Below are 22,118 nucleotides of genomic sequence, written 5' to 3'. Positions count from 1 at the left end.
GCGGTCACTCCGGCCAGGCGGGCAGCGGCGTCAGCAGCATGCGGCCCGCGAAGCCGACCGCCGCGTCGAGGCGGTCGGTGAACTCCTCGGCGAGGTCCGGGAGCCGGCGCAGCGCCCACAGGGCGCGGGCCGCGGACCAGGTGGCGTCGCGGGCCCGCTCCAGGCTCCAGGCGCCGACGAGGTGGGTGAGCGGGTCCGCGATCTGGAGCAGGTCGGGGCCCGGCATCAGCTCTTCGCGGATGCGCTCCTCCAGCGCGACGAGGAGATCGCCCACGCGGTCGAACTCGTCCTCCAGGTCGGCCGGTTCGCAGCCGAGGCTACGACAGGCGTCCACGACGGCGAGCGCGAGGTCGTGGCCGATGTGCGCGTTGATGCCCGCGAGCGCGAACTGAAGCGGCCGTACGCCGGGATGGCGGCGGAGCTGGAACAGCGGGCGCCAGCAGGCCGGCGGACGACGGTCACCGGCGGCCGCGTCCACGGCCGTGAGGTAGCGCTCCGCGAAGCGGACGTCCAGCGTGATCGCGGCCCGCGCGTCCGGGAACCGGCCCGCCTCGATCCGCCGGCCGACCTCCTCGGTGACGGCGAGGTAGACCCGGTTGAAGACCGCGACCCCGTCCCGGGCCGGCAGGGCGGCGTCGAGGGCGCGCATCCGGCGGAGCACCCCGCCGAGGGCGGTGCCGGGAGCGTCCAGGGGTGGGGCGAACTGTTCCGAGTGCGGCATGGGGGAAGGGTGGCAGCCCTAGGCTGGCCCGCGGGCCGACGGCACCGGTGCTTCCCCGGAACGGGGGAACGCGGCCGTCGCGCGGGAGGGGGAACAGCACGTGCGGTACTCGCGTGACGGGAAGGCCGTCCGGCGGGGCGTCATGGTGGCCGTCGCCTCGGCGGTGGTCGCCCTGGCCACGGCGGCCGGAATGGTCACGGCGCTGGGCGACGCCGGTGACGGGGGCGGCGGACGGGACGCCGAACGGGCCCGGCCCCGGGCCGCCGCCCGCGCGTCGACTCCGTCATCGGCGTCGTCCTCGCCGGTGTCCTCGCCCACGGTGTCCCGCTCCGGCTCGCCGTCCGCGCCGGTGCGGACCCCGGCCCCGGCGGTGCGGACGACGGCGCCCTCGGCCGCCGCCGCGGGCGGGCAGCGGCGGACCGCCGGCCTGTACGTCCACCCGGACTCCCAGGTCCGGGACTGGCTCCGGGCCCACCCCGGCGACGCGCGCCGGTCCGTCATCGAGTCCCGCGTCGCGAGCCGGCCGGCCGCGGTGTGGTTCGCCGACTACGTGCCCGCGACGATCACCTCCCGCGTCCGTGCGGTCACCTCGGGGGCGGCCGCCCAGGGCCGGGTGCCGGTCCTGGTGCCGTACGCGATCCCGGACCGCGACTGCGGCGGGGCCTCCGACGGAGGGGCGCCCGACCTCGGCGCCTACGGCGCCTGGATCGACCGGTTCGCCGCCGGGCTCGGCTCGGGGGAGGTCGTGGTGATCCTGGAGCCCGACTCGATCGCCCAGACCGACTGCCTGTCCGAGGAGCGGCGGGCCGCCCGGTTCGCCGCGCTGGCCCGGGCCGGCCGCGTCCTGAAGGCGGCGAACCCGAGGGCGCGCGTCTACTACGACGCCGGCCACTCGCACTGGCACGACCCCGCGCACCAGGCCGCCCTGCTGCACCGGGCCGGAGCCGGCTCCGCCGCCTCGGCGGGGATCTTCAGCAACGTCTCCAACTTCCGCGCCACGGCCGACGAGATCGCCTACGACCGGCGGGTCCTCGACGCGCTCGGCGCCCTGGGCGGGCGCCGGGACCTGGGCGCCGTGGTCGACACCAGCCGCAACGGCAACGGCCCGCCCGCCGACGGCCGGTGGTGCGACCCCGACGGCCGCAGGATCGGCCGGGCCCCCACCCTCGCCACCGGCGAGGCCCGCGTCGACGCCTACCTGTGGGTGAAGCTCCCCGGCGAGTCCGACGGCTGCAAGGGGGCGCCGGGCACCTTCAGCCCGTCGTACGCCTACGAACTCGCCCGCTGACCGCCGCCCGGCCGGCTCTGCGGCAGGTCCTCGGTGTCGTACGACGACGTGCCCTCGTCCAGCAGGGGCTCCTGCGGCTTGAGATGTGCGGGGGCGAAGGCGCGCAGGGAGTGGTAGCCGGTGATGACGACGAGGGTGCCGAGGGCGATGCCGCTGAGGGAGAAGGTGTCGGTGAACTCCATCGTGACGTTGCCGACGCCGATGATGATGCCCGCGGCGGCGGGGACCAGGTTGAGCGGGTTGCGCAGGTCGACCCCCGCGGTGATCCAGATCTGCGCGCCGAGCAGGCCGATCATGCCGTACAGGATGACGGTGATGCCGCCGAGGACTCCGCCGGGGATCGCGGCCACCACCGCGCCGAACTTGGGGCACACACCGAACAGCAGCGCGAAGCCGGCGGCGGCCCAGTAGGCGGCGGTGGAGTAGACCCGGGTCGCGGCCATCACGCCGATGTTCTCGGAGTACGTGGTGTTGGGCGGGCCGCCGACCGCGGTGGACAGCACCGAGCCGACGCCGTCGGCCGCGATCGCCGTGCCCAGCTTGTCGTCGAGCCGCTTGCCGGTCATCTCGCCGACCGCCTTGACGTGTCCCGCGTTCTCCGCGACCAGGGCGATGACGACCGGGAGCGCGACCAGGATCGCCGACCACTCGAAGGACGGGCCGTGGAAGGAGGGCAGGCCGATCCAGTCGGCCCGGTCGACGCCGGAGAGGTCGAGCCGCCAGTGGTCGGTGACCTTGCCGCTCGCGTCCGCGGCGTGGATCCGGCCGAAGACCTGGTCGAACAGCCAGGAGATGCCGTAGCCGAAGACCAGGCCCAGGAAGATCGCGATGCGGGACCAGAAACCCCGCAGGCAGACCACGGCCAGACCGGTGAACAGCATGACCAGCAGGGCCGTCCACTGGTCCTGCGGCCAGTAGGTGCTGGCGGTGACCGGGGCGAGGTTGAAGCCGATCAGCATCACCACCGCGCCCGTCACGATCGGCGGCATCGCGGCGTGGATGATCCGCGCGCCGAAGCGCTGCACGGCCAGCCCCACCAGGAACAGGGCCACTCCGACGACCAGGACCGCGCCGGTGACGGTGGCGCTCGTGCCGCCCTGCGCGCGGATGACGGCGGCGACGCCCACGAAGGACAGGGAGCAGCCGAGGTAGCTGGGCACCCGGCCGCGGGTGGCGAGGAGGAAGATGACGGTCGCGACGCCCGACATCATGATCGCCAGGTTGGGGTCGAGGCCCATCAGGACGGGTGCGACGAAACTCGCCCCGAACATGGCCACCACGTGCTGTGCGCCGAGTCCGACCGTACGGGGCCAGGAGAGCCGTTCGTCGGGGCGGACGACCGCGCCGGGCGCCGGCGTGCGTCCGTCGCCGTGCAGTTTCCAGCGGACGCCAAGATCCATGGTGCGGTTTCGCTTTCGTTCGTATGGTGCGGGTGCGCGGCCATTGTCGCGTGAAAACGGAGGGTGAGCGGCCGCTTAGGATGAGGACGGTTGTCCCGTACACCCATCCGTCCCCGCCGTCCCGCACCTCAGGAGCCCCACCCGTGACCGCCGAAGCCCCGACCGCCCCCGCCCTGTCGTACGGCCGGTTGGTCCCCGTCACCGTCCACTTCGACGACCTGGACGCGCTCGGACTGCTGCACAACGCCCGCTACCCGCTGCTGGTCGAGCGCGCCTGGACCGAGCTGTGGCAGGGCCACGGGGTGCGCTTCGAGGGCGACTGGGCCGCGGCCGGGGACGCCTGCAACGCGGTCAGGGAACTGCGCGTCACCTACGAGGCCCCGGTGACCCGGCCGGGCGCGTACGCCGTCCACCTGTGGCTGGAGCGGCTCGGCACCACCGGCCTGACCTACGGCTTCCGGTTCTGCTCGCCCGACGGCGCGGTGACGTACGCCCACGGCACCCGGGTCCTCGTCCGGCTGGACGCGGCGACCATGCGCCCGGCGCCGTGGAGCGCGAGGCTCAGGACCGCGGGCCGGGAACTGCTGCGTCCGGCCGGCTGACCCGCGGCCGGTCGCGCTCGCCCGCGCGCAGGACCCCGGCGAAGACCACCAGCCCGGCGGCCAGCGTCGTCACCAGCGCGAACGACACCGTCAGACTGGTCGCCTGGGCCAGCCCGCCGATGGCGCTCGGCGCGATCAGTCCCGAGGTGTAGGTGATCGTGGCGACGCCCGCGATGGCCTGACTCGGGTTGGGGCCGCTGCGGCCCGCCGCCGCGAAGCAGAGCGGGACGACGACGGCGATCCCCAGGCCCATGAGCGCGAACCCGCCGATCGCGACGGCGGGATGGCCCGCCAGGACGATGAGCAGGCCGCCCGCGACGCCGAGGACGCCACCGGCGCGGACCGTCCGCACGGCCCCGTACCGGTCCACGACCCGGTCGCCGGCGATCCGCGCGAGCGCCATGGTGAGCGTGAAGCCCGTCGTGCACGCGGCGGCGAGCCCGGCCGAGGAGTCGAGCCGGTCGCGCAGGTAGACCGCCGACCAGTCCAGGCTCGCGCCCTCCGCGAACACCGCGCAGAAGCCCACGGCACCGATGAGCAGCGCCGACCTCGGCGGCAGGGCGAACCGCGGAGGCGGCTCCTCGTCCTCGGCGGGTTGCAGGTCGAGCACCCAGCCGCACGCCGCCACCCCCACCGCGGTCAGTACCGCCGCCGCCAGCAGGTGGTGCAGGCGGGCGTCCGAGCCGAGGTGCGCGGCGAGCGTCCCGCCGGCCGAGCCGAGCAGGGCGCCCGCGCTCCACATGCCGTGCAGACCGGACATGATCGACCGGCCGAGGCGGTTCTCGACCTCCACGCCGAGCGCGTTCATCGCCACGTCGGCCATGCCCGCCGCCGCGCCGTAGGTGAACAGGGCCAGGCACAGGGTCGCCAGGTTCGGCGCGAGGGACGGCAGGACCAGGGACAGCGTCCACAGGGCGATCAGTCCGCGCAGCGCGTTGCGGGCGCCGAACCGGTGGCTGACGCGGCCGGCGAGCGGCATCGCCACCGACGCGCCGAACGCGGGGAAGGCGAGCGCGAGGCCGAGCTGACCGGCGCTGACCGAGGCGTGGTCCTGGATCCACGGCACCCGGGTGGCGAACGAGCCGGTGACCGCGCCGTGCACGGTGAACACGGCGGCCACGGCGTACCGGGCCCGCCTCACCTCGGGTCGGCCCTTCACGTCGCTCATCCTCCACCCTCCCTGATCCCCACTGGAGCCGTAAACTATCAGGAACCCTGCCTGATAAATAGGGGGGTCGTCCGGCGTGACGTCCCGGCGCCCCGTGGGAGGATTCGCCGCATGCCCGCATCCCCGAGCACCGCCCGGGCCATCAACGACCGGCTCGCCCTGCGGTTGATGCAGGAGCGGGGCCCGCTGACGGCAGGGCAGCTCAAGCAGCTCACCGGCCTGTCCCGGCCCACCGTCGCGGACCTCGTCGAACGCCTCACCGCCTCCGGCCTGATCGAGGTCGCCGGCGAGGCCGGCGAACAGCGCCGCGGCCCGAACGCCAAGCTCTACGGCATCGTCGCCGACCGCGCCCACCTCGCCGCCCTGGACGTGCGCACCGAGGGCGTCGCGGTCCTCGTGTCCGACCTGGTCGGCCGGGTACGCGCCGAGGCGTCCGTCCCGATCGGCGGCGACACCGGCACGGGTCCCGCCGTGGAGCAGGCGGTGACGCTGGTCGAGCGGGCGGTCAAGGAGGCCGGCGCCGACCGGCTGCACACCGTCGGCATCGGCGCGCCCGGCCTGATCGACCCCGCCGGCGGCGAACTGCGCGACTCCCGCGGCCTGCCCGCCTGGCACCGCCGCCTGGTCGCCGCCCTCCAGGAGCGGCTGCCCGGGGCCCGCGTCAGCATCGAGAACGAGACCAATCTCGCCGCCCTCGCCGAACAGCGCGAGGGCGCCGCCCGTGACCGCGACACCTTCGCCCTGCTCTGGCTCGGTCACGGCACGGGCGGCGCCGTCGTCCTCGACGGCACCCTGCGCCGGGGCGCCTCCGGCGGCACCGGGGAGATCGGCTTCCTCCCCGTACCCGGCACGGGCGGCCTGCCCTCGGCGACGGACAGCGAGGGCGGCTTCCACTCCCTGGCCGGATCGGCGGCGATCGTCGCGCTGGCGGGGGAGCACGGACTGGACACGCGGCCCGAGGGCAGCGAACCGGCGGGGGCCGCAGTGGTACGGGCCGCGGTACGGGCGGTGGGCGAGGCCCGGGGCGGCGGGGCCGATCGCGGGGACGGCGGGCGTCCCGCTCCGCCCCCCGCGGCCGTGCGGCCGGAGGTGCCCGCCCGTGCGGCGGCCGGCTTCCTCGACGCGCTCGCCGACCGTCTGGCCCTGGGGGCCGCTTGTGTCGTCGCCGTCCTCGACCCCGGGTGCGTCGTCCTCGGGGGCGAGATCGGACAGGCCGGCGGGCGGGCGCTCGCGAGCCGGGTGGAGGAGCGGCTGAGGCGGATGACCCCGCTGCCGACCGAGGTACGGCCGAGCGGCCTGGGCGGGGGCGCGGTGCTGCGCGGTGCGCTCCTCACGGCCAGGCAGTCCGCCCAGGAGGAACTGTTCGGCACGCCGTGAGGGGCGAGTCGTCGGCGGCGCTGACGGGCAGGCCACGTGGGGCGTTGGAGGGGAGGCCATGTGGAGACCCGGCGGCGGGCAAGGGCCGTCGTCACCGCCGCCGGGCCGGTCCCGAGGAGGGGGCGGCAGGTCCGCGCGGACGTGGTGCGGACCCTGGAGGACCCTAGAGAGGACTAGACCAGTGCGTCAATGGGTATGGACCAATCTCAAGTCCGCCCGCCCGGCCGGTGGTTGGAGGCGCTCCCGGCCGTCCGTGACGTCCGCTTCTGCGGCCTGTGAGCCACCCCACACCGCCCGCCCCTCTGGACGGCGATCGGGCGTGGCACACTGACCCTGTACCTAAAGCAGCGCACTCCGGGGTCGGTGAAATTCCGAACCGGCGGTTACAGTCCGCGACCCGGCCGCTTCCAGCGGCCGGTTGACCAGGTGAAATTCCTGGACCGACGGTTAAAGTCCGGATGGGAGGCAGTGCGCGGCGGGCGGGCATTCGTGCGCGCCGCCGTCTGTGCTCGTTCCAGTGGGACGAGTCCGTCCGGCGTCGCTCCCGGTGTCGTCGCCCGTACGTTCTGTCGTCATCGACAGGCCCCGGAGTCCGTGCCCCAATGAGGCAGGAGGACCCGGGAAGTGTTCACCGGAATCGTCGAAGAGCTGGGTGAGGTCACCGCCGTCGAGAACCTCGGCGACGCCTCCCGCTTCCGGCTGCGCGGACCCGTCGTCACCGAGGGCGCGAAGCACGGCGACTCCATCGCCGTGAACGGGGTCTGTCTCACCGTCGTCGACCACGAGGGCGACGAGTTCACCGCCGACGTCATGGCGGAGACCCTCAAGCGATCGAGCCTCGGTGCCCTCGGCGTCGGCGCCCGCGTCAACCTCGAACGGCCCACCGCCGTCGGCGCCCGCCTCGGCGGCCACATCGTGCAGGGCCACGTCGACGGCACCGGCCGGGTGCTGGAGCGCACGCCGTCCGAACACTGGGAGATCGTCAGGATCTCGCTCCCGGCCGACCTCTCCCGGTACGTCGTCGAGAAGGGCTCCATCACCGTCGACGGCATCAGCCTCACCGTCGTCGACGCCGGCGCCGACCACTTCACCGTCAGCCTCATCCCCACCACCCTCGCGCTGACCACCCTCGGCCTCAAGCAGCCCGGCGACCCGGTCAACCTCGAGGTCGACGTCGTCGCCAAGTACGTCGAGCGCCTGCTCGCGGCGGGCCAGGGGGGCACCCGGTGAACCAGCTGAACTCGGAGGCGTTCGTCCTCTTCGGCCAGCACATCCTCTGGTCGGACATGATCGGCAACATCCTCGGCCTGATCACCCTCGCCCTCGGCTGGCGCCGCTCCCTGTGGACCTGGCCGGTGCAGTTCCTCTCCGGACTCGTCCTCTTCGGAGCCTTCTACGGCCATCTGACCGGCAGCGCCGGCAAGCAGGTCGTCGTCATGGCCGTCGCCCTGTACGGCTGGTGGCAGTGGAACCGGAGCAAGGGACGGGCCGCGGACGGCCAGATCACCCCTCGCTTCGCCACCTGGACCGAGCGCGCCGCCATGGCTGGCGCCGCCGCCCTCGGCACGGTCGCCGTCGCCCTCCTCTTCAAGGCCTACCCGTCCCTGTCCTGGGACCCCTGGCCGGACGCCTACATCTTCGTCGGCACCATCGTCGCCATGTACGCACAGGCCCGCGGCATGGTCGAGTTCTGGTTCGCCTGGCTCCTCGTCGACCTCGTCGGCGTCCCCCTCAACTTCGCCAACGGCTACGCCTTCTCCGGCTTCGTCTACGTCATCTACGGCGCGCTCGTCCTGTGGGGCATGCGCGACTGGTGGCTGCGCTCCCGCAAGGGCCCGGCGCAGTCCGCTCTGGAAGGAGCGCCGGCATGAGCACCGCCCCCGTCCTGTACCCCGCCGACGACATCGAGGACTTCGCCCTCGACCCGATCGAACAGGCCGTCGCCGACATCGCGGCCGGCCGGCCGGTCGTGGTCGTCGACGACGAGGACCGCGAGAACGAGGGCGACCTCGTCATCGCCGCCGAGAAGGCCACCCCCGAGATCGTCGCCTTCATGATGAGCGAGTGCCGCGGCCTGATCTGCGCCCCCATGGAGGGCGACGAACTCGACCGGCTCCGCCTCCCGCAGATGGTCGCCGACAACACCGAGTCGATGAAGACCGCCTTCACGGTCTCCGTCGACGCCACCGCCGCGCACGGCGTCACCACCGGCATCTCCGCCTCCGACCGCGCCACCACCCTCCAGCTGCTGGCGAGCGGCACCGCCGAGCCCACCGACCTCGTCCGCCCCGGCCACGTCTTCCCGCTGCGCGCCAGGCCCGGCGGCGTCCTCGTCCGCAACGGACACACCGAGGCCGCCGTCGACCTCGCCCGGCTCGCCGGCCTGCGTCCGGCCGGCGCGATCGTCGAGATCGCCGGCGAGGACGGCCGCATGCTGCGCCTGCCCGAACTGATCCCCTTCGCCCGCAAGCACGGCCTGACGATCATCTCCATCGAGGACCTGATCGCCTACCGCCGCAGCGCCGAGCCCACCGTCCGCCGCGAGGCCGCGACCCGCCTGCCCACCGCCCACGGCACCTTCACCGCGTACGGCTACCGCTCCACCGTCGACGGCGTCGAGCACGTCGCCCTCGTCCACGGCGACATCGGCGACGGCCGCGACGTCCTGGTCCGCGTCCACTCCGAATGCCTCACCGGCGACGTCTTCGCCTCCCAGCGCTGCGACTGCGGGCCCCAGCTCGACGCCGCCCTCCGGCGCATCCAGGCCGAGGGGCGGGGCGTGGTCGTCTACCTGCGCGGCCACGAGGGCCGCGGCATCGGCCTGCTCTCCAAGCTGCGGGCCTACGAACTCCAGGAACAGGGCCACGACACCCTCGACGCCAACCTCGAACTCGGCCTGCCCGCCGACGCCCGCGACTACGCGGCCGGCGCCCAGATCCTCGCCGACCTCGGCGTACGCAGCGTCCGACTGATGACCAACAACCCCGACAAGACGGACGCGCTGCTGCGCCACGGCCTCGAGGTCGGCGCACGCGAACCGATGCCCGTCCAGGCGGGCGAACACAACATCCGCTACCTGCGCACCAAGCGGGACCGGATGGGCCACGACCTGCCCTGGCTGGACACGGCCCCCGTGTCCCCCTGCGGCAACCAGTAACCACAGCACGACAGCAACACGGCACGACAGCAACACAGCACGACAGCAACACAGCACGACAGCAACACAGCACGACAGCACTACGGCACCGAGGAGAGACGTGAGCGGCAAGGGCGCACCGGAACTGTCCGTGGAGAACGTGGGCGACCTGCGGGTCGCCGTCATCGCGGCCCAGTGGCACGAGAAGGTGATGGACGGTCTGGTCGACGGCGCCCTGCGCGCCCTGCACGACCTGGGCATCGACGAACCGACCCTGCTGCGGGTCCCCGGCAGCTGGGAGCTCCCGGTCGTCGCCAAGGGCCTCGCGGGCCGCGGCTACGACGCGATCGTCGCCCTCGGTGTCGTCATCCGCGGCGGCACCCCGCACTTCGACTACGTGTGCCAGGGCGTCACCCAGGGCCTCACCCAGGTCAGCGTGGACACCGGCGTCCCCGTCGGCTTCGGACTGCTCACCTGCGACACCGAGGAACAGGCCCTCGACCGGGCCGGCCTCGACGGCTCCAGCGAGGACAAGGGACACGAGGCGGTGACGGCGGCGGTGGCGACCGCGGCCACCCTCCGCTCAGTATCCGAACCGTGGCGCTAGCCCGGCCGGCACACCGCGTAAAGTGGGCGGCACCATGTCCAAGAAGACGTTCGAGGAGCTCTTCACCGAGCTCCAGCAGAAGGCCGCCACCGGCGACCCCGCCACTTCCCGCACCGCCGAACTGGTCGAGAAGGGCGTCCATGCCATCGGCAAGAAGGTCGTCGAAGAGGCCGCCGAAGTCTGGATGGCCGCCGAGTACGAGGGCAAGGACGCGGCAGCCGAGGAGATCTCGCAGCTGCTGTACCACGTCCAGGTGATGATGGTCGCCCGCGGGATCTCCCTGGACGACGTCTACGCCCACCTCTGAGCCGCACCCGTCCCATCCGTCCCCCACGCATTTCCCGCCCGAACGAAGGAAGCTCGCCTCATGCTGCGCATCGCCGTCCCCAACAAGGGTTCCCTGTCAGGCCCTGCGGCGGAGATGCTGCATGAGGCCGGCTACCAGCAGCGCCGGGAGTCCAAGGAACTGCGGATCGTCGACCCGGAGAACGAGGTCGAGTTCTTCTACCTCCGCCCCCGCGACATCGCCATCTACGTGTCCTCCGGCCGCCTCGACATCGGCATCACCGGCCGCGACCTGCTCATCGACTCCGGCGCCAACGCCGAGGAGATCCTCCCGCTCGGCTTCGCCCGCTCCACCTTCCGCTACGCCACCAAGCCCGGCACCGCGAAGGGCGTCGAGGACCTCGGCGGCATGACCGTCGCCACCTCCTACGAGGGCATCGTCGCCAAGCACCTCGCCGACAACGGCATCGACGCCTCCGTCGTCCACCTGGACGGCGCCGTCGAGACCGCCATCGAACTAGGCGTCGCCGAGGTCATCGCGGACGTCGTCGAGACCGGCACCTCCCTGCGCAACGCGGGCCTGGAGGTCATCGGCGAGCCGATCATGAAGTCCGAGGCCGTCGTCATCCGCCGCACCGGCGCCGGCACCGACGAGCCCAAGGTCCAGCAGTTCCTCCGCCGCCTCCAGGGCGTCCTCGTCGCCCGGACGTACGTGATGATGGACTACGACTGCCGCGTCGAGCAGCTCGAGAAGGCCGTCGCCCTGACGCCGGGCCTGGAGTCGCCGACCGTCTCCCCGCTGCACAACGAGGGCTGGGTCGCCGTCCGCGCCATGGTCCCCGCCAAGGAGGCACAGCGGATCATGGACGACCTGTACGACATCGGCGCCCGCGCCATCCTGACCACGGCGATCCACGCCTGCCGCCTCTGAGGTACCCGCCGACGATGTCCGACCTGCCCACCCTCCCCGTCACCTTCCGGCCGGGCCGCACCCGCGCGGTGCTGCTCACCGCCGGTGTCGTGATCTTCGTCGTGATCTCGGGCGTCTCGCTGCTCCTGGAGCAGCTCGGCCCCGGGGAGCGGCTCAGCTTCGTCGTCACCGGCGCCCTCAGCTTCTGGGTGCTGGCCCAGCTGGCCCGCGTCAAGGTCGTCGCCGACGACTCCGGTGTCACCGTGGTGAACATCGCCAGCCGCAGGCACCTGGACTGGGCGGAGATCCTCCGGGTGAACCTCCGTCCGGGCGACGCCTGGGTGTTCCTCGACCTCAGCGACGGCACCAGCCTGCCCGCGCTCGGCATCCAGCCGGGCATCGCCAGGGAACGCGCCATCGCCGACGCACGCGCCCTGCGGACCCTCGTCGAGGCCCGCTCCCTGCGCGACCCCGAGCAAGATCAGGGCTGACTCGGGGTCGTCCACCCTGCCGCACGGGCCCGTGTCTTGATTAATCTGGTGGCGGAGACGTTTCCCCGACGTCTCCGCCCCTGTCGTGCCGGGCCCGGCGCACAGGGGTTCCTGCTACCCGAGGAGTGACCCTCTCAGGCGATGGACGGTTCGTCCTGTAGTACCTGCGCCGCCCCCTCCCCAGCGGAGGCGGCGGTTTCATGACCATCCCCCTGCTGCTCCTGGCAGCCGCGTTCCTGCTGATCCTGGCCAACGGCTTCTTCGTCGCCGCCGAGTTCGGCCTCGTCACCGTCGAGCGACCGGAGGCCGAGAAGGCCGCCGCCGACGGCGACCGACGAGCCCGTACGGTCGTCGAGTCGCTCAAGGAGCTGTCCTTCCAGCTCTCCGGCACCCAGCTCGGCATCACCATCACCTCCCTCGTCGTCGGGATGCTCGCCGAACCCGCGCTGGCCGAGCTGCTGCACGGCCCGATCACCGCGACCGGCATCCCCGAGGGCGCGGTCTCCGGTGTCGCCGTCGCGGTCGGCATGCTGCTGGCCTCCGCCGTGCAGATGGTGATCGGCGAACTCGTGCCCAAGAACTGGGCGGTGTCCAGGCCCCTCCAGGTCGCGCGCTTCGTCGCCGGCCCGCAGTACGCCTTCGCCCGCCTCTTCCGGCCGGTCATCGCCGGCCTCAACGCCGTCGCCAACCGGCTCGTGCGGGCCCTGGGCGTCGAGCCCGCCGAGGAACTGGCCTCCGCCCGCACCCCCGGCGAACTGGTCTCCCTGGCCCGGCATTCCGCGCAGGCCGGCGCCCTCGAACAGGACACGGCCGACCTCTTCGTCCGCACCCTGTCCCTGGCCGAGCTCACCGCCCAGCACGTCATGACCCCGCGCGTGAAGGTCAGCGCCCTTCAGGCGTCGGCCACCGCCGAGGACGTGGTCAACCTGACCCGCGCCACCGGCCTGTCCCGCTTCCCCGTCTACCACGAGAAGATCGACGAGATCGTCGGCATGGTCCACCTCAAGGACGCCCTCGCCGTCCCCGTCCACGAACGGCTGCGCACCCCCGTCGGCCGGATCGCCCGCCCGGCGCTGCTCGTCCCCGAGACGCTGCCCGTCCGGCCCCTGCTGGCCCGGCTGCGCAGCGAGCAGCCCATCGCCGTCGTCGTCGACGAGTACGGCGGCACGGCCGGCGTGGTCACCCTGGAGGACATCGTCGAGGAGATCGTCGGCGAGGTCCGCGACGAGCACGACGGCGCGGACACCCCGGAACTGGCCGCCGTGCCGCCCGAGGACGGCCGGCCCGCCTGGGACGTCGACGGCAGCTGCCGTGTCGACACCCTGCTGCGGATAGGCCTCGACGTGCCCGAGGGGCCCTACGAGACGGTCGCCGGACTCGTCGCCGACCTGCTGGGCCGCATCCCGGCCGTCGGCGACCGGGCCGAGCTGCCCGGCTGGCGCCTGTCGGTGCGCCGCGTCGGCCACTACCGGGCCGAGCGGGTCCGCCTCGTGCGCACCGGGGCCGTCGTGGAGGCCGCCCGATGAGCGTCCTCCAACTCGCCCTCGCCGCTCTCCTCGTGCTCGCGAACGGCTTCTTCGTCGGCGCCGAGTTCGCCCTGGTGTCGGTCCGCCGCAGCCAGATCGAGCCACTCGGCACCGCCCGCGCCCGCCAGGTCCTGCACGGTCTGGAGCGCCTGCCCCAGATGATGGCCGCCGCCCAGTTCGGCATCACCGTCTGCTCCCTCACCCTGGGCGCGGTCGCCGAACCCACGGTCGCGCACCTGCTGGAGCCCGTCTTCGAGTGGGTCCACCTCCCGCACGGGATGATCCACCCGCTGGGCTACGTCATCGCCCTCGCCGCCGTGGTCTTCTTCCACCTCGTCATCGGCGAGATGGTCCCGAAGAACCTCGCCATGGCGGCCCCGGAGAAGGCCGCGCTGTGGCTCGGCCCGGGGCTGGTCGCCTTCGCCCGGCTGTGCCGTCCGATCACGGTCGCCCTCGGCGCCTGCGCCCAGGGCATCCTGCGCCTGTTCGACGTCGAGCCCAAGGACGAGGTGGAGGCCGTCTTCACCAGCGAACAGCTCAACCGGCTGGTGGAGGACTCCGGCCAGGCCGGTCTGCTCGACCCCGAGGAGCAGGAGCGGCTGGAGGACGCGCTGGAGCTCGGCTCCCGGCCGGTCACGGACGTGCTGCTGCGGCGCGAGTCGCTGGTGACGGTCAGTCCGTCGGTCACCCCCGGCGAGATCGTCGACCTCACCGCCCGCACCGGCTACTCCCGCTTCCCCGTCGCCGCGGAGAACGGCGCCTTCATGGGCTACCTGCACGTGAAGGACGTCCTGGACCTGGAGCACTCCGACCGGGCGGTGCCGCAGCAGGTGTGGCGCTCCATGACGACCCTCCGGGCGGACCTGCCCCTCGACGACGCGCTGACGGTCATGCGCCGGGCGGCGACCCATCTGGCGCAGGTCGCCGACGCCTCGGGCAAGGTGCTCGGCCTGGTCGCCCTGGAGGACGTCCTGGAACTGCTCGTCGGCGAGGTGCGGGATCCGGCCCACCGGGACGTGCCCGAGGTGGTGATGGCCTCGTAGCCCTCGCGCGCGGGCGTGCCGCTTCCGGCGGCGCGCCCGCGCCACGGGCCGGGCGGCCTACAGGGCCGACGGATCCTGCGGTCCCCGGCCCGACAGCACCTCCCCGTACGCCTGCATCAGGTCCGGCAGCCGCAGCGTCGACAGATCGTCCCGGGTCAGGGCCCCGGGATACACCGACAGCCGCAGGTCCCGGTAGGCGCAGCTCTTCTCGTACAGGGTGCGCAGGAACCGCCCGTTGCCCAGCTCGTCGATCCAGCCCTGCTCCACCACGTGCCCGGCGATCGACCGCAGCTCGTCCAGGGCCTCCTCGTCCCACACGTCACCGTTCTCCGCGGCGAGGACCTCGCCGATCGAGGTGAGTTCCAGCGGCCGGTACGACGGGAAGTCGACACGGGACGTGAAGCGGGACGACAGCCCGGGGTTCGCGGCGAGCAGACGGTCCATGCCCTCCGGATAGCCGGCCAGGATCACCACCAGGTGGTCCCGGTTGTCTTCGGCCCGCTTCAGCAGCACCTGGAGTGCCTCGTCGCCGTACGCGTCGCCCTTGCCGTAGCCGGAGTTGGACAGGGAGTACGCCTCGTCGACGAAGAGGACACCGCCCAGCGCGGAGTCGATCAGCTCATTGGCCTTGACCGCCGTCTGGCCGAGGTACTCGCCGACCAGATCGGCCCGCTGGGCCTCCACGAGGTGGTCGCCGCCGAGGAGGCCGAGGGCGTAGAAGACGCGGCCCAGGATACGGGCCACCGTGGTCTTGCCGGTGCCGGAGGGGCCGGAGAAGACGAAATGGCGCTTGGGCGGCTGGACCGGGAGGCCCTGCCCGGCTCTCAGCCGGGCCATGTTCAACTGCGCCGACAACGCCTTGACCTGGCGCTTGACCGGCTCCAGGCCCACCATGCGCTCCAGTTCGGCGAGTGCCTCCTCCAGGAGGACGGGGTCGGTGGGCCCGGCGGGCAGCACCGAGGGCACCAGCGTCCGCTCGCGCACCGCCGGGCCGGTCACCGAGGGGAGGGGGCCGACCGGCGGCAGGTCGCCGGGTTCGGTGAGCTTCAGGTCCCGTCCTTCGGTGCCGAAGAGCGGGTCGAGGACGTCGGGCCCGTCACCGGTGTCCTGGCCGGCACCGGTGAGGGTGATCGGGGCGAGGTCGCCCGGATCGTCGTAGCCGTCGCCCTCGGCGATCGCGGCGAGCCGGGCCGCGGTGTCCATGAAGGCCGGGTCGACGCGGTGGACGGCGCGGTACAGGGGGAGGGCGGCGGCCGAGCGGCCGGTGCCCTCGTGGGCGCGGGCCAGCCAGTAGCGCAGTTCCTTGCGCTGCGGCTGCTCGCTGCGGCAGCGCATCAGCGCCGTCGACAGCAACGGCTCGGCCTGCCCGTACATCTCCAGCCGGACCCGGGCCATGCCGCCGAACAGGCCGGCCTCGATGCCGAGCAGCGGGTCGTCGGCCAGCGGGTCGGTGTGCCGGACCAACTGCTCCCAGTCCTTGACCAGGTAGGCGCGGCAGGCGTGCAGGAAGCGGACCTGCTGGTCGGTGTCGACGGGCGGGAGCCCGGCGAGCGCCCGGTCCAGTTCGGGCACGTGCCGGCCGTCCAGCCAGTGCGAGGCGTGCGCGAGCAGCAGGTCGCGGGGGCTTTCGAGTACCGGTTGCACCCACCAGCCCAGCCAATACCAGGAGTTGAGGGTGCGTCGGTGCCGGGTGCGCTGTTCGCCGAAGCGGTCGCGATGCCGGAACATCCTCAGCAGCGCGGTCGTCGTGTCGACGCGCAGCGCGTGCAGCCCGAGCCAGCCGTCGGCCATGCCGGGATCGATCCGCACCGCGGTGCGGAACTCCTCCTCCGCCTGTGGATACGCGCCCATCGTGTAGGCGTCCACGCCTCGCAGCCAGGCGAGGTCGGCCGGGGCCTCGGGGCCCCGCGTGCCGAAGTCCATCACGTCCCCCACAAACCGTGCCCCCGTCGGTATGCCGCCGGGCCGTCGCCCACCGGCCGCCTTGGTCGAACCGCTGTGCCGCGGACCGGAGTTGCAAGGTGCGCGCAGCAGCTGTCCGTAGGTCGCACCGAGGGCATCGTACCTGCGGGGGTGTCGCCCGCCGAAGGGTGCCGCACAGGACGTTTGGCGTGGTGGGGGCAGAAGGGGCGCAACTGGAGGCGGTGACCCTGGGTGAGCGAACGGCGCCGCGCGGCGGTCGTCCGGGGCGGAGGGCGCCGGACGAGGGCAGAACGAAGCCCCCGATCACGGGGGAACAACCGGGGGCTTCGCGTCCTGGGGCGGCTTGGATTGCCGCACATTGAGAACGTAAGTCCTGTACGGGCCGCCGGTCAAGCAGGGTCGGAGCACTTGGCGAAGTTCGCACGCACGCCCCCTTCACAGGTTCACCACATCGCGGGCGGTCCCTCACCGTGTGTGACGGTGTGGTGCGCTCAGCGCGTTCCCACGGGCCCCGGCAGCATCTCGTACCCCTCGTTCACCTGCCGCACCACCGTGTCGGCGTACGGTCTCGACGGGTCTTCGGCGAAATGACGTTCCTCGGCCCGGACCCATCCGTCCCAGAAGTCCCGCTGTTCCTCCCCGTCCCGTGAACGCCCCCGCGCCCAGGCCTCCTCGCGGGGCAGCTCCATCCACAGCAGGTGCGCCAGGTGCGGCCGCAGGGCGCGGCGGCCCGCGCCGACGCCCTCGACCAGGACCACCGGGGCGGCCGGGAGCGGGCGCGGCGGGCCGAAGCGGCGGGCGTGCCAGTCGTAGGGGGCGTAGCGGGCCGTCGCGCCGGTGCGGAGGGGGGTGATCACCTGGGTCAGCAGACGTCCGGTCCAGGAGAAGGGTTCGTCGTGGCTCGCGATGTCGTCCAGATGGAGAACGGGCGCGTCGCCCAGCGCCTCCGCCAGGCGTCCGGCGAACGTGGACTTCCCCGAACCGGCGTGCCCGTCGACGCCGATCAGACGGACCGGGCCGCAGGACGGGGGCAGCCGGCGGAGCCGGGAGGCGAGCTGGTGGATGGCGGGTCCTGGTGATTCGGGGCGTGCCCCGGGCGGGCTCGGGCGGTGCCGCCCGGGGCCGCGCGCGGGGTGCGGGTCTGCGGCGGGCCAGTCTAGTGCGGTACGGAGGCCGCCCGGCCGCCGTCGTGCCGGGGGCGTACGCCGTGTGCCGTGAGGGGGTGGGTCCAGAGGTGCCGATGCGACGCCGGCGCCGTCAGCGGTGTCGGGCGTGGGCCGCCGGTACGGCGTCCGCCCGGGTGCCGTCGATGGTCCGGACCCGTGTCGCCGGGCGTGGCACGGGCGTCGGTGCTGGCCGGCCCGGCCGCCTGCGGCCATAGTGGGCGCACGCCGTGCACCCGCACGCCCGCACACCGCACACCGGACCCGACCTGATCCGACCTGATCCGATCTGATCCGATCTGATCCGACCCGACCCGCCAGACCCTGGGAGTCGTTCGCCCATGAGCCAAGCCGAACAGCCGTCCTGCGGAGCGGAGCAGCGCTCCGGCGGAATCGACCAGTGTCCCGCGGCGTCCGACCGGCCCACCCGCAGGACCGTCCTCGCCGCCGCGGTCGCCGCGGCCGTCGCGGGGGGCTCGGCCCCGGCGGCCGCCGACACCGTCGGCACCACGGGCCCCGACACGGCCGGCGCCACGGGACCCGAGACAGTCGGCGCCACGGGCTCCGGCACGGTCGGCACCGCCGGCCCCGAGACGGCCGGCGCCGCGGGCGCCGGAGCGGCCGTCGGCCGGCCCGTCGACCACCGTTCCTGGACGACCCTCGCCGACTGGAGCTCCGGAACCGCCCGGGGCACCCGGACGGTCGCGGGGACGCGGCCCGGCGTCGCGATCGGCACCCCCGCCGGCACCGCCGACTACACCGACCCGCACACCGGCACCACCGCCGCCTGGGAGTACGCGACCTGGACCTCCCCGGTCCACCGGCTCACCGTCCCCGCGACCGAGGCGATCGTCTCCTGGAACGCGAGCACCCCGGGCGGCACCTGGCTCCAGGCCGAACTGCGGGCCACCTACTCCGACGGCACGGACACCCCCTGGTACGTCATGGGGCGGTGGGCGTCCGGCGACCAGGACATCCGGCGGACCTCCGTCGACGGCCAGAGCGACGGCAGGAGCACCGTCTGGACGGACACGCTGGCCGTCGACGACGCCTCCACCGGCCTGCGCCTCACCTCGTACCGCCTCCGGCTGACCCTCTACCGCAGGCCCGGTACGAAGCTGACCCCGACCGTGTGGCGGCTGGGGGCGATGGGCTCCGACGTCCCCGACCGCTTCACCGTCCCGGCCTCCGTGCCCGGCGCGGCCGGGGAGCTGAGCGTGCCGCGGTACTCCCAGGAGATCCACACGGGCCAGTACCCCGAGTACGACAACGGCGGCGAGGCCTGGTGCAGCCCCACCTCGTCCCAGATGATCATCGAGTACTGGGGCGGCCGCCTCACCCCGGAGCAGCTCGCCTGGGTCGACCCCGCGTACGCCGACCCGCAGGTGTGCCACGCCGCCCGGAACACGTACGACCACCAGTACGCGGGCTGCGGCAACTGGCCGTTCAACGCGGCCTACGCGGCCACCTTCGAGGGCCTCCAGGGTGTGGTGACCCGGCTCACCTCCCTCACCGATCTGGAGACGCTGATCGCCGCCGGCATCCCGGCCATGACCTCCCAGTCCTTCCTGAAGGGGGAGCTGACGGGCGCCGGGTACGGCACCTCCGGCCATCTGATGACCGTCGTCGGGTTCACCGCGGAGGGGGACGTGATCGCCAACGACCCGGCCTCGCCGAGCAACGCGGCGGTGCGGCGCGTCTACCGGCGCCGCGAGTTCGAGAACATCTGGCTGCGGACCAAGCGGTACAACGCGAGCGGCACGGTCGTCTCCGGCACCGGAGGCGTCTGCTACCTCTACTTCCCGGCGCGTCCGACCGCGGGCCAGCGCACGGCGCTCGCTGCGGTGGGGGTGCACTGAACCGGGCACACGGCGGGAACGCGCTCCCGCCGTGTGAGCAAGCTCTCGACCGCAAAAGCCCTGACCGGTGGCAAGGTGGACAGTCCGGATCCTGTACGCCCGACCTCAGCGAGACACCATGACCGCACACGCAGCCACCGCCTCCCGTACCCGCACCGGCGGCCCCGGGGACGACGGGCCGAAGATCCTCGAACACGTCATGGGATGGGTCCTCGTCGCCGTCGTGGCCATGTTCGTGACCCAGCTCGGACTGCTCTGACGCCGGTGTCCGCGATCTCCGGCGCTGTGATCTGACCCACCGTTCGACCTGACATACTGACGTCGTCCCGCCGACCGTTGAGACCAGGGTCGACCTTGAACATCAGTCACCAGCGTGCCGGTGCCCGTCCCCAGGCGCGCGGCACCGAGCGCTCACTGGCGCGCCGCGCCGAACTCATCGCCATCGGGCGGAAGTTGTTCGCCGACACGTCCTACGACGCGCTCTCGATGGACGACATCGCCCGGCAGGCGCACGTCGCCAAGGGGCTGATCTACTACTACTTCCGGTCCAAGCGCGGCTACTACATGGCGATCATCCAGGACTCCGTCGCGGACCTGGTCTCCTTCGCCGCGAGCGGCCTGGAGCTGCCCCAGGTGGACCGGGTGCACCGCACCGTCGACGGCTATCTGCGCTTCGCCGAGCACCACCAGGCCGCCTACCGCACGATCGTCAGCGGCGGTGTCGGCTTCGACACCGAGGTGCACGCCATCCGGGACGGGGTGCGCGAGGCGATCGTGGCGACCATCGCCGAGGGCGCGTACGGCCGCAGCGACATCCCGCCGCTGCCCCGGATGGGCCTGCTCTCCTGGGTGTGCAGCGTGGAGGGCGCCACCCTCGACTGGATCGACCGCCCCGAGCTCTCCCGCGAGGTCATGGGCGACCTCCTGGTGAAGACCCTGGGCGGCGCCCTGCGCGCCGTCGAGGAACTGGACCCCGCGTTCCCGGCGCCGGAACCGGCGCGCCGGGACTCCTGACCCGCCCCCGGGGCGGAGGCTCGTGGTCCTCCGCCCCGAGTGCCCTCGCGGGTCCGGCCGGCCGATGGCCCTGATCAGCTCACCGCCCGCCGTGTCGCGTGCGCCGATTGGCATGGACGCGAAAACGCGGTGCCCGTGAGCCTATGAGGACTAGACCACTCCGGTCAATGGTACGGACCGATCTCGCCGCCTTCCGGCCGTGCGGGCGGCCGGCTCGGCGGGCATACTCGCAGCGCCCGGCCTCCGCCGGCCGCCGTCGCCCGTGCGGCGCGGGGCGGAGGTACCGGGAGGGTCCAGGGAGGAGAGTGCCGCCATGACCGACCGCTCCCCGCCGCCGGTGGACCGCCTCCTGCCCACGGAGGAGGCCCGCGACCTGCTCGCCCTCGTCCGGGACATCGCCGCCCGCGAGATCGCCCCGACGGCCGCGGCGGAGGAGGCCGCCGGGCACTTCCCGCGCCCGCTGTTCACCCTCCTGTCGGAGACGGGACTCCTGGGCCTGCCGTACGACCCCGCGTACGGTGGCGGCGGCCAGCCCTACGAGGTCTACCTCCAGGCCGTGGAGGAACTGGCCGCGGCCCGGCTCACCGTAGGGCTCGGCGTCAGCGTCCACACCCTGGCCGCCTTTCCGGTCGCCGCCCACGGCACCGAGGCCCAGCGGGCCGCGCACCTGCCCGGGATGCTCGGCGGCGGGCGGCTCGGCGCCTACTGCCTGTCCGAGCCGTCCTCCGGTTCGGACGCGGCCTCGCTGCGGACCAGGGCGGTGCGCGACGGCGACGAGTGGCGGATCACCGGTACCAAGGCCTGGGTCACCCACGGCGGCGTCGCGGACTTCTACACCGTCCTGGCGCGTACCGGCGGCGCGGGCCCGCGGGGGATCACCGCCTTCCTGGTCCCCGGTGACGCCGAGGGCCTGACCGCCGCGCCGCCGGAGCGGAAGATGGGGCTGCGGGGCTCGCCCACCGCCCAGCTCCACTTCGACGGCGTACGGGTCCCCGACGCGCGCCGCGTCGGCGACGAGGGGCAGGGCTTCGCGATCGCCCTGGCCGCGCTGGACTCCGGGCGGCTCGGCATCGCGGCCTGCGCGGTCGGGGTCGCCCGGGCCGCCCTCGACGAGGCGGTCGTGTACGCGGGGCGGCGGCGGCAGTTCGGGCGGCCGATCGCCGACTTCCAGGGACTGCGCTTCCTGCTCGCCGACATGGCGACCCGGGTCGAGGCCGGCCGGGCCCTGTACCTGGCGGCGGCGCGGCTGCGGGACGCCGGCCGGCCGTTCGCGCCGCAGGCGGCCATGGCCAAGCTGCACTGCACCGACGCCGCGATGCAGGTCACCCTCGACGCCGTCCAGGTCCTCGGCGGCTACGGCTACACCGCGGACTTCCCCGTCGAGCGCTACCTGCGTGAGGCCAAGGTTCTGCAGATCGTCGAGGGCACGAACCAGATCCAGCGCATGGTCATCGCCCGTCACCTAGTGGGTCCGCAGACCCGCTGAACTGGCCCGGACGCACCAGCGGGGCCGCCAGACGCGCCCACTCCGGGTCGTGCCGGCCCGGCAGGGTACGGCCCCGGTCGGCCCAGGCGCGCATCACGGCACGGTAGATCGGCGGGTCC

The 22,118-nt window shown here is 73.4% G+C and carries 21 protein-coding genes and 1 riboswitch; of the genes, 16 read left to right on the top strand and 5 right to left on the bottom strand.

What is annotated here, in order from left to right; all coding sequences use genetic code 11:
- Positions 1-4: 4 nt before the first annotated feature.
- On the bottom strand, positions 5-721 hold the full coding sequence (locus ACFYWQ_RS26550) for a DUF5995 family protein (protein WP_389519534.1): 717 nt from the start codon (positions 719-721) through the stop codon (positions 5-7).
- A gap of 142 nt (positions 722-863) precedes the next feature.
- Here ACFYWQ_RS26550 and ACFYWQ_RS26545 point away from each other — a divergent pair, with 142 nt between their 5' ends.
- Positions 864-2,009 carry a glycoside hydrolase family 6 protein gene (locus ACFYWQ_RS26545; RefSeq protein ID WP_389520067.1) on the top strand — a complete coding sequence of 382 codons (1,146 nt, stop codon included), beginning with the start codon at positions 864-866 and terminating at the stop codon, positions 2,007-2,009.
- On the opposite strand, the gene ACFYWQ_RS26540 is transcribed toward ACFYWQ_RS26545, so the two are convergent.
- On the bottom strand, positions 1,991-3,409 hold the full coding sequence (locus ACFYWQ_RS26540) for a uracil-xanthine permease family protein (RefSeq protein ID WP_389519532.1): 1,419 nt from the start codon (positions 3,407-3,409) through the stop codon (positions 1,991-1,993). The two genes, ACFYWQ_RS26545 and ACFYWQ_RS26540, sit on opposite strands and share 19 nt — an antisense overlap.
- Positions 3,410-3,552: 143 nt before the next feature.
- Between ACFYWQ_RS26540 and ACFYWQ_RS26535 the strand changes: the two genes are divergently transcribed.
- Positions 3,553-4,011 carry an acyl-CoA thioesterase gene (locus ACFYWQ_RS26535; protein WP_389519530.1) on the top strand — a complete coding sequence of 153 codons (459 nt, stop codon included), beginning with the start codon at positions 3,553-3,555 and terminating at the stop codon, positions 4,009-4,011.
- On the opposite strand, the gene ACFYWQ_RS26530 is transcribed toward ACFYWQ_RS26535, so the two are convergent.
- On the bottom strand, positions 3,971-5,179 hold the full coding sequence (locus ACFYWQ_RS26530; RefSeq protein WP_389519528.1) for an MFS transporter: 1,209 nt from the start codon (positions 5,177-5,179) through the stop codon (positions 3,971-3,973). The genes ACFYWQ_RS26535 and ACFYWQ_RS26530 overlap by 41 nt on opposite strands.
- A 111-nt stretch (positions 5,180-5,290) precedes the next feature.
- Here ACFYWQ_RS26530 and ACFYWQ_RS26525 point away from each other — a divergent pair, with 111 nt between their 5' ends.
- From ACFYWQ_RS26525 to ACFYWQ_RS26480, 10 genes are all read left to right on the top strand, one after another.
- Entirely contained in the window at positions 5,291-6,556 is a 1,266-nt protein-coding gene (locus ACFYWQ_RS26525) for an ROK family transcriptional regulator (RefSeq protein WP_389519526.1), read from the top strand.
- Positions 6,557-6,901: 345 nt separating this feature from the next.
- A riboswitch (FMN riboswitch) is annotated at positions 6,902-7,032 on the top strand.
- 148 nt (positions 7,033-7,180) lie between these two features.
- On the top strand, positions 7,181-7,786 hold the full coding sequence (locus ACFYWQ_RS26520) for a riboflavin synthase (RefSeq protein WP_389519524.1): 606 nt from the start codon (positions 7,181-7,183) through the stop codon (positions 7,784-7,786).
- Complete coding sequence (locus tag ACFYWQ_RS26515; protein WP_389519522.1) at positions 7,783-8,427, top strand: nicotinamide riboside transporter PnuC; 645 nt, start codon at positions 7,783-7,785, stop codon at positions 8,425-8,427. Before ACFYWQ_RS26520 ends, ACFYWQ_RS26515 begins: the two co-directional genes overlap by 4 nt.
- Complete coding sequence (locus ACFYWQ_RS26510; RefSeq protein WP_389519520.1) at positions 8,424-9,713, top strand: bifunctional 3,4-dihydroxy-2-butanone-4-phosphate synthase/GTP cyclohydrolase II; 1,290 nt, start codon at positions 8,424-8,426, stop codon at positions 9,711-9,713. Before ACFYWQ_RS26515 ends, ACFYWQ_RS26510 begins: the two co-directional genes overlap by 4 nt.
- A gap of 100 nt (positions 9,714-9,813) precedes the next feature.
- Positions 9,814-10,299 (top strand): 6,7-dimethyl-8-ribityllumazine synthase, encoded by a 486-nt coding sequence (gene ribH, locus ACFYWQ_RS26505; RefSeq protein ID WP_389519518.1) that lies wholly within the window; start codon positions 9,814-9,816, stop codon positions 10,297-10,299.
- Positions 10,300-10,333: 34 nt separating this feature from the next.
- Positions 10,334-10,606, top strand: coding sequence for a phosphoribosyl-ATP diphosphatase (locus tag ACFYWQ_RS26500; RefSeq protein ID WP_389519516.1), 273 nt, complete (start codon positions 10,334-10,336; stop codon positions 10,604-10,606).
- A 60-nt stretch (positions 10,607-10,666) separates the two neighbouring features.
- Positions 10,667-11,515: an ATP phosphoribosyltransferase gene (gene hisG, locus ACFYWQ_RS26495; protein ID WP_389519514.1), complete on the top strand. Its 849-nt coding sequence runs from the start codon at positions 10,667-10,669 to the stop codon at positions 11,513-11,515.
- A 14-nt stretch (positions 11,516-11,529) separates the two neighbouring features.
- Entirely contained in the window at positions 11,530-11,985 is a 456-nt protein-coding gene (locus ACFYWQ_RS26490) for a PH domain-containing protein (protein WP_389519512.1), read from the top strand.
- Between the two features lie 200 nt (positions 11,986-12,185).
- A complete protein-coding gene (locus ACFYWQ_RS26485) occupies positions 12,186-13,511 on the top strand; it encodes a hemolysin family protein (protein WP_389519510.1) in 1,326 nt (441 codons plus the stop codon).
- On the top strand, positions 13,508-14,554 hold the full coding sequence (locus ACFYWQ_RS26480; protein WP_389519508.1) for a hemolysin family protein: 1,047 nt from the start codon (positions 13,508-13,510) through the stop codon (positions 14,552-14,554). Before ACFYWQ_RS26485 ends, ACFYWQ_RS26480 begins: the two co-directional genes overlap by 4 nt.
- Before the next feature lie 57 nt (positions 14,555-14,611).
- Here ACFYWQ_RS26480 and ACFYWQ_RS26475 read toward each other — a convergent pair whose 3' ends face one another.
- Positions 14,612-16,477 carry an AAA family ATPase gene (locus ACFYWQ_RS26475; RefSeq protein ID WP_389519506.1) on the bottom strand — a complete coding sequence of 622 codons (1,866 nt, stop codon included), beginning with the start codon at positions 16,475-16,477 and terminating at the stop codon, positions 14,612-14,614.
- Between the two features lie 491 nt (positions 16,478-16,968).
- Entirely contained in the window at positions 16,969-17,541 is a 573-nt protein-coding gene (locus ACFYWQ_RS26470) for a uridine kinase (RefSeq protein ID WP_389520065.1), read from the bottom strand.
- A gap of 440 nt (positions 17,542-17,981) precedes the next feature.
- Between ACFYWQ_RS26470 and ACFYWQ_RS26465 the strand changes: the two genes are divergently transcribed.
- From ACFYWQ_RS26465 to ACFYWQ_RS26450, 4 genes are all read left to right on the top strand, one after another.
- Positions 17,982-19,499 carry a peptidase C39 family protein gene (locus ACFYWQ_RS26465; protein WP_389519504.1) on the top strand — a complete coding sequence of 506 codons (1,518 nt, stop codon included), beginning with the start codon at positions 17,982-17,984 and terminating at the stop codon, positions 19,497-19,499.
- Between the two features lie 118 nt (positions 19,500-19,617).
- A complete protein-coding gene (locus ACFYWQ_RS26460) occupies positions 19,618-19,758 on the top strand; it encodes an SCO1431 family membrane protein (RefSeq protein WP_389519502.1) in 141 nt (46 codons plus the stop codon).
- 95 nt (positions 19,759-19,853) lie between these two features.
- On the top strand, positions 19,854-20,513 hold the full coding sequence (locus ACFYWQ_RS26455) for a TetR/AcrR family transcriptional regulator (RefSeq protein ID WP_389519500.1): 660 nt from the start codon (positions 19,854-19,856) through the stop codon (positions 20,511-20,513).
- Positions 20,514-20,826: 313 nt separating this feature from the next.
- Positions 20,827-21,999 carry an acyl-CoA dehydrogenase family protein gene (locus ACFYWQ_RS26450; protein WP_389519498.1) on the top strand — a complete coding sequence of 391 codons (1,173 nt, stop codon included), beginning with the start codon at positions 20,827-20,829 and terminating at the stop codon, positions 21,997-21,999.
- Positions 22,000-22,118: the final 119 nt, after the last annotated feature.

Source organism: Streptomyces sp. NPDC003247 (genome assembly GCF_042888135.1).
GTDB lineage: Bacteria > Actinomycetota > Actinomycetes > Streptomycetales > Streptomycetaceae > Streptomyces.
The sequence above is the reverse complement of the archived record's forward strand: the minus strand, read 5'-3'. Positions and strand labels throughout refer to the sequence as shown.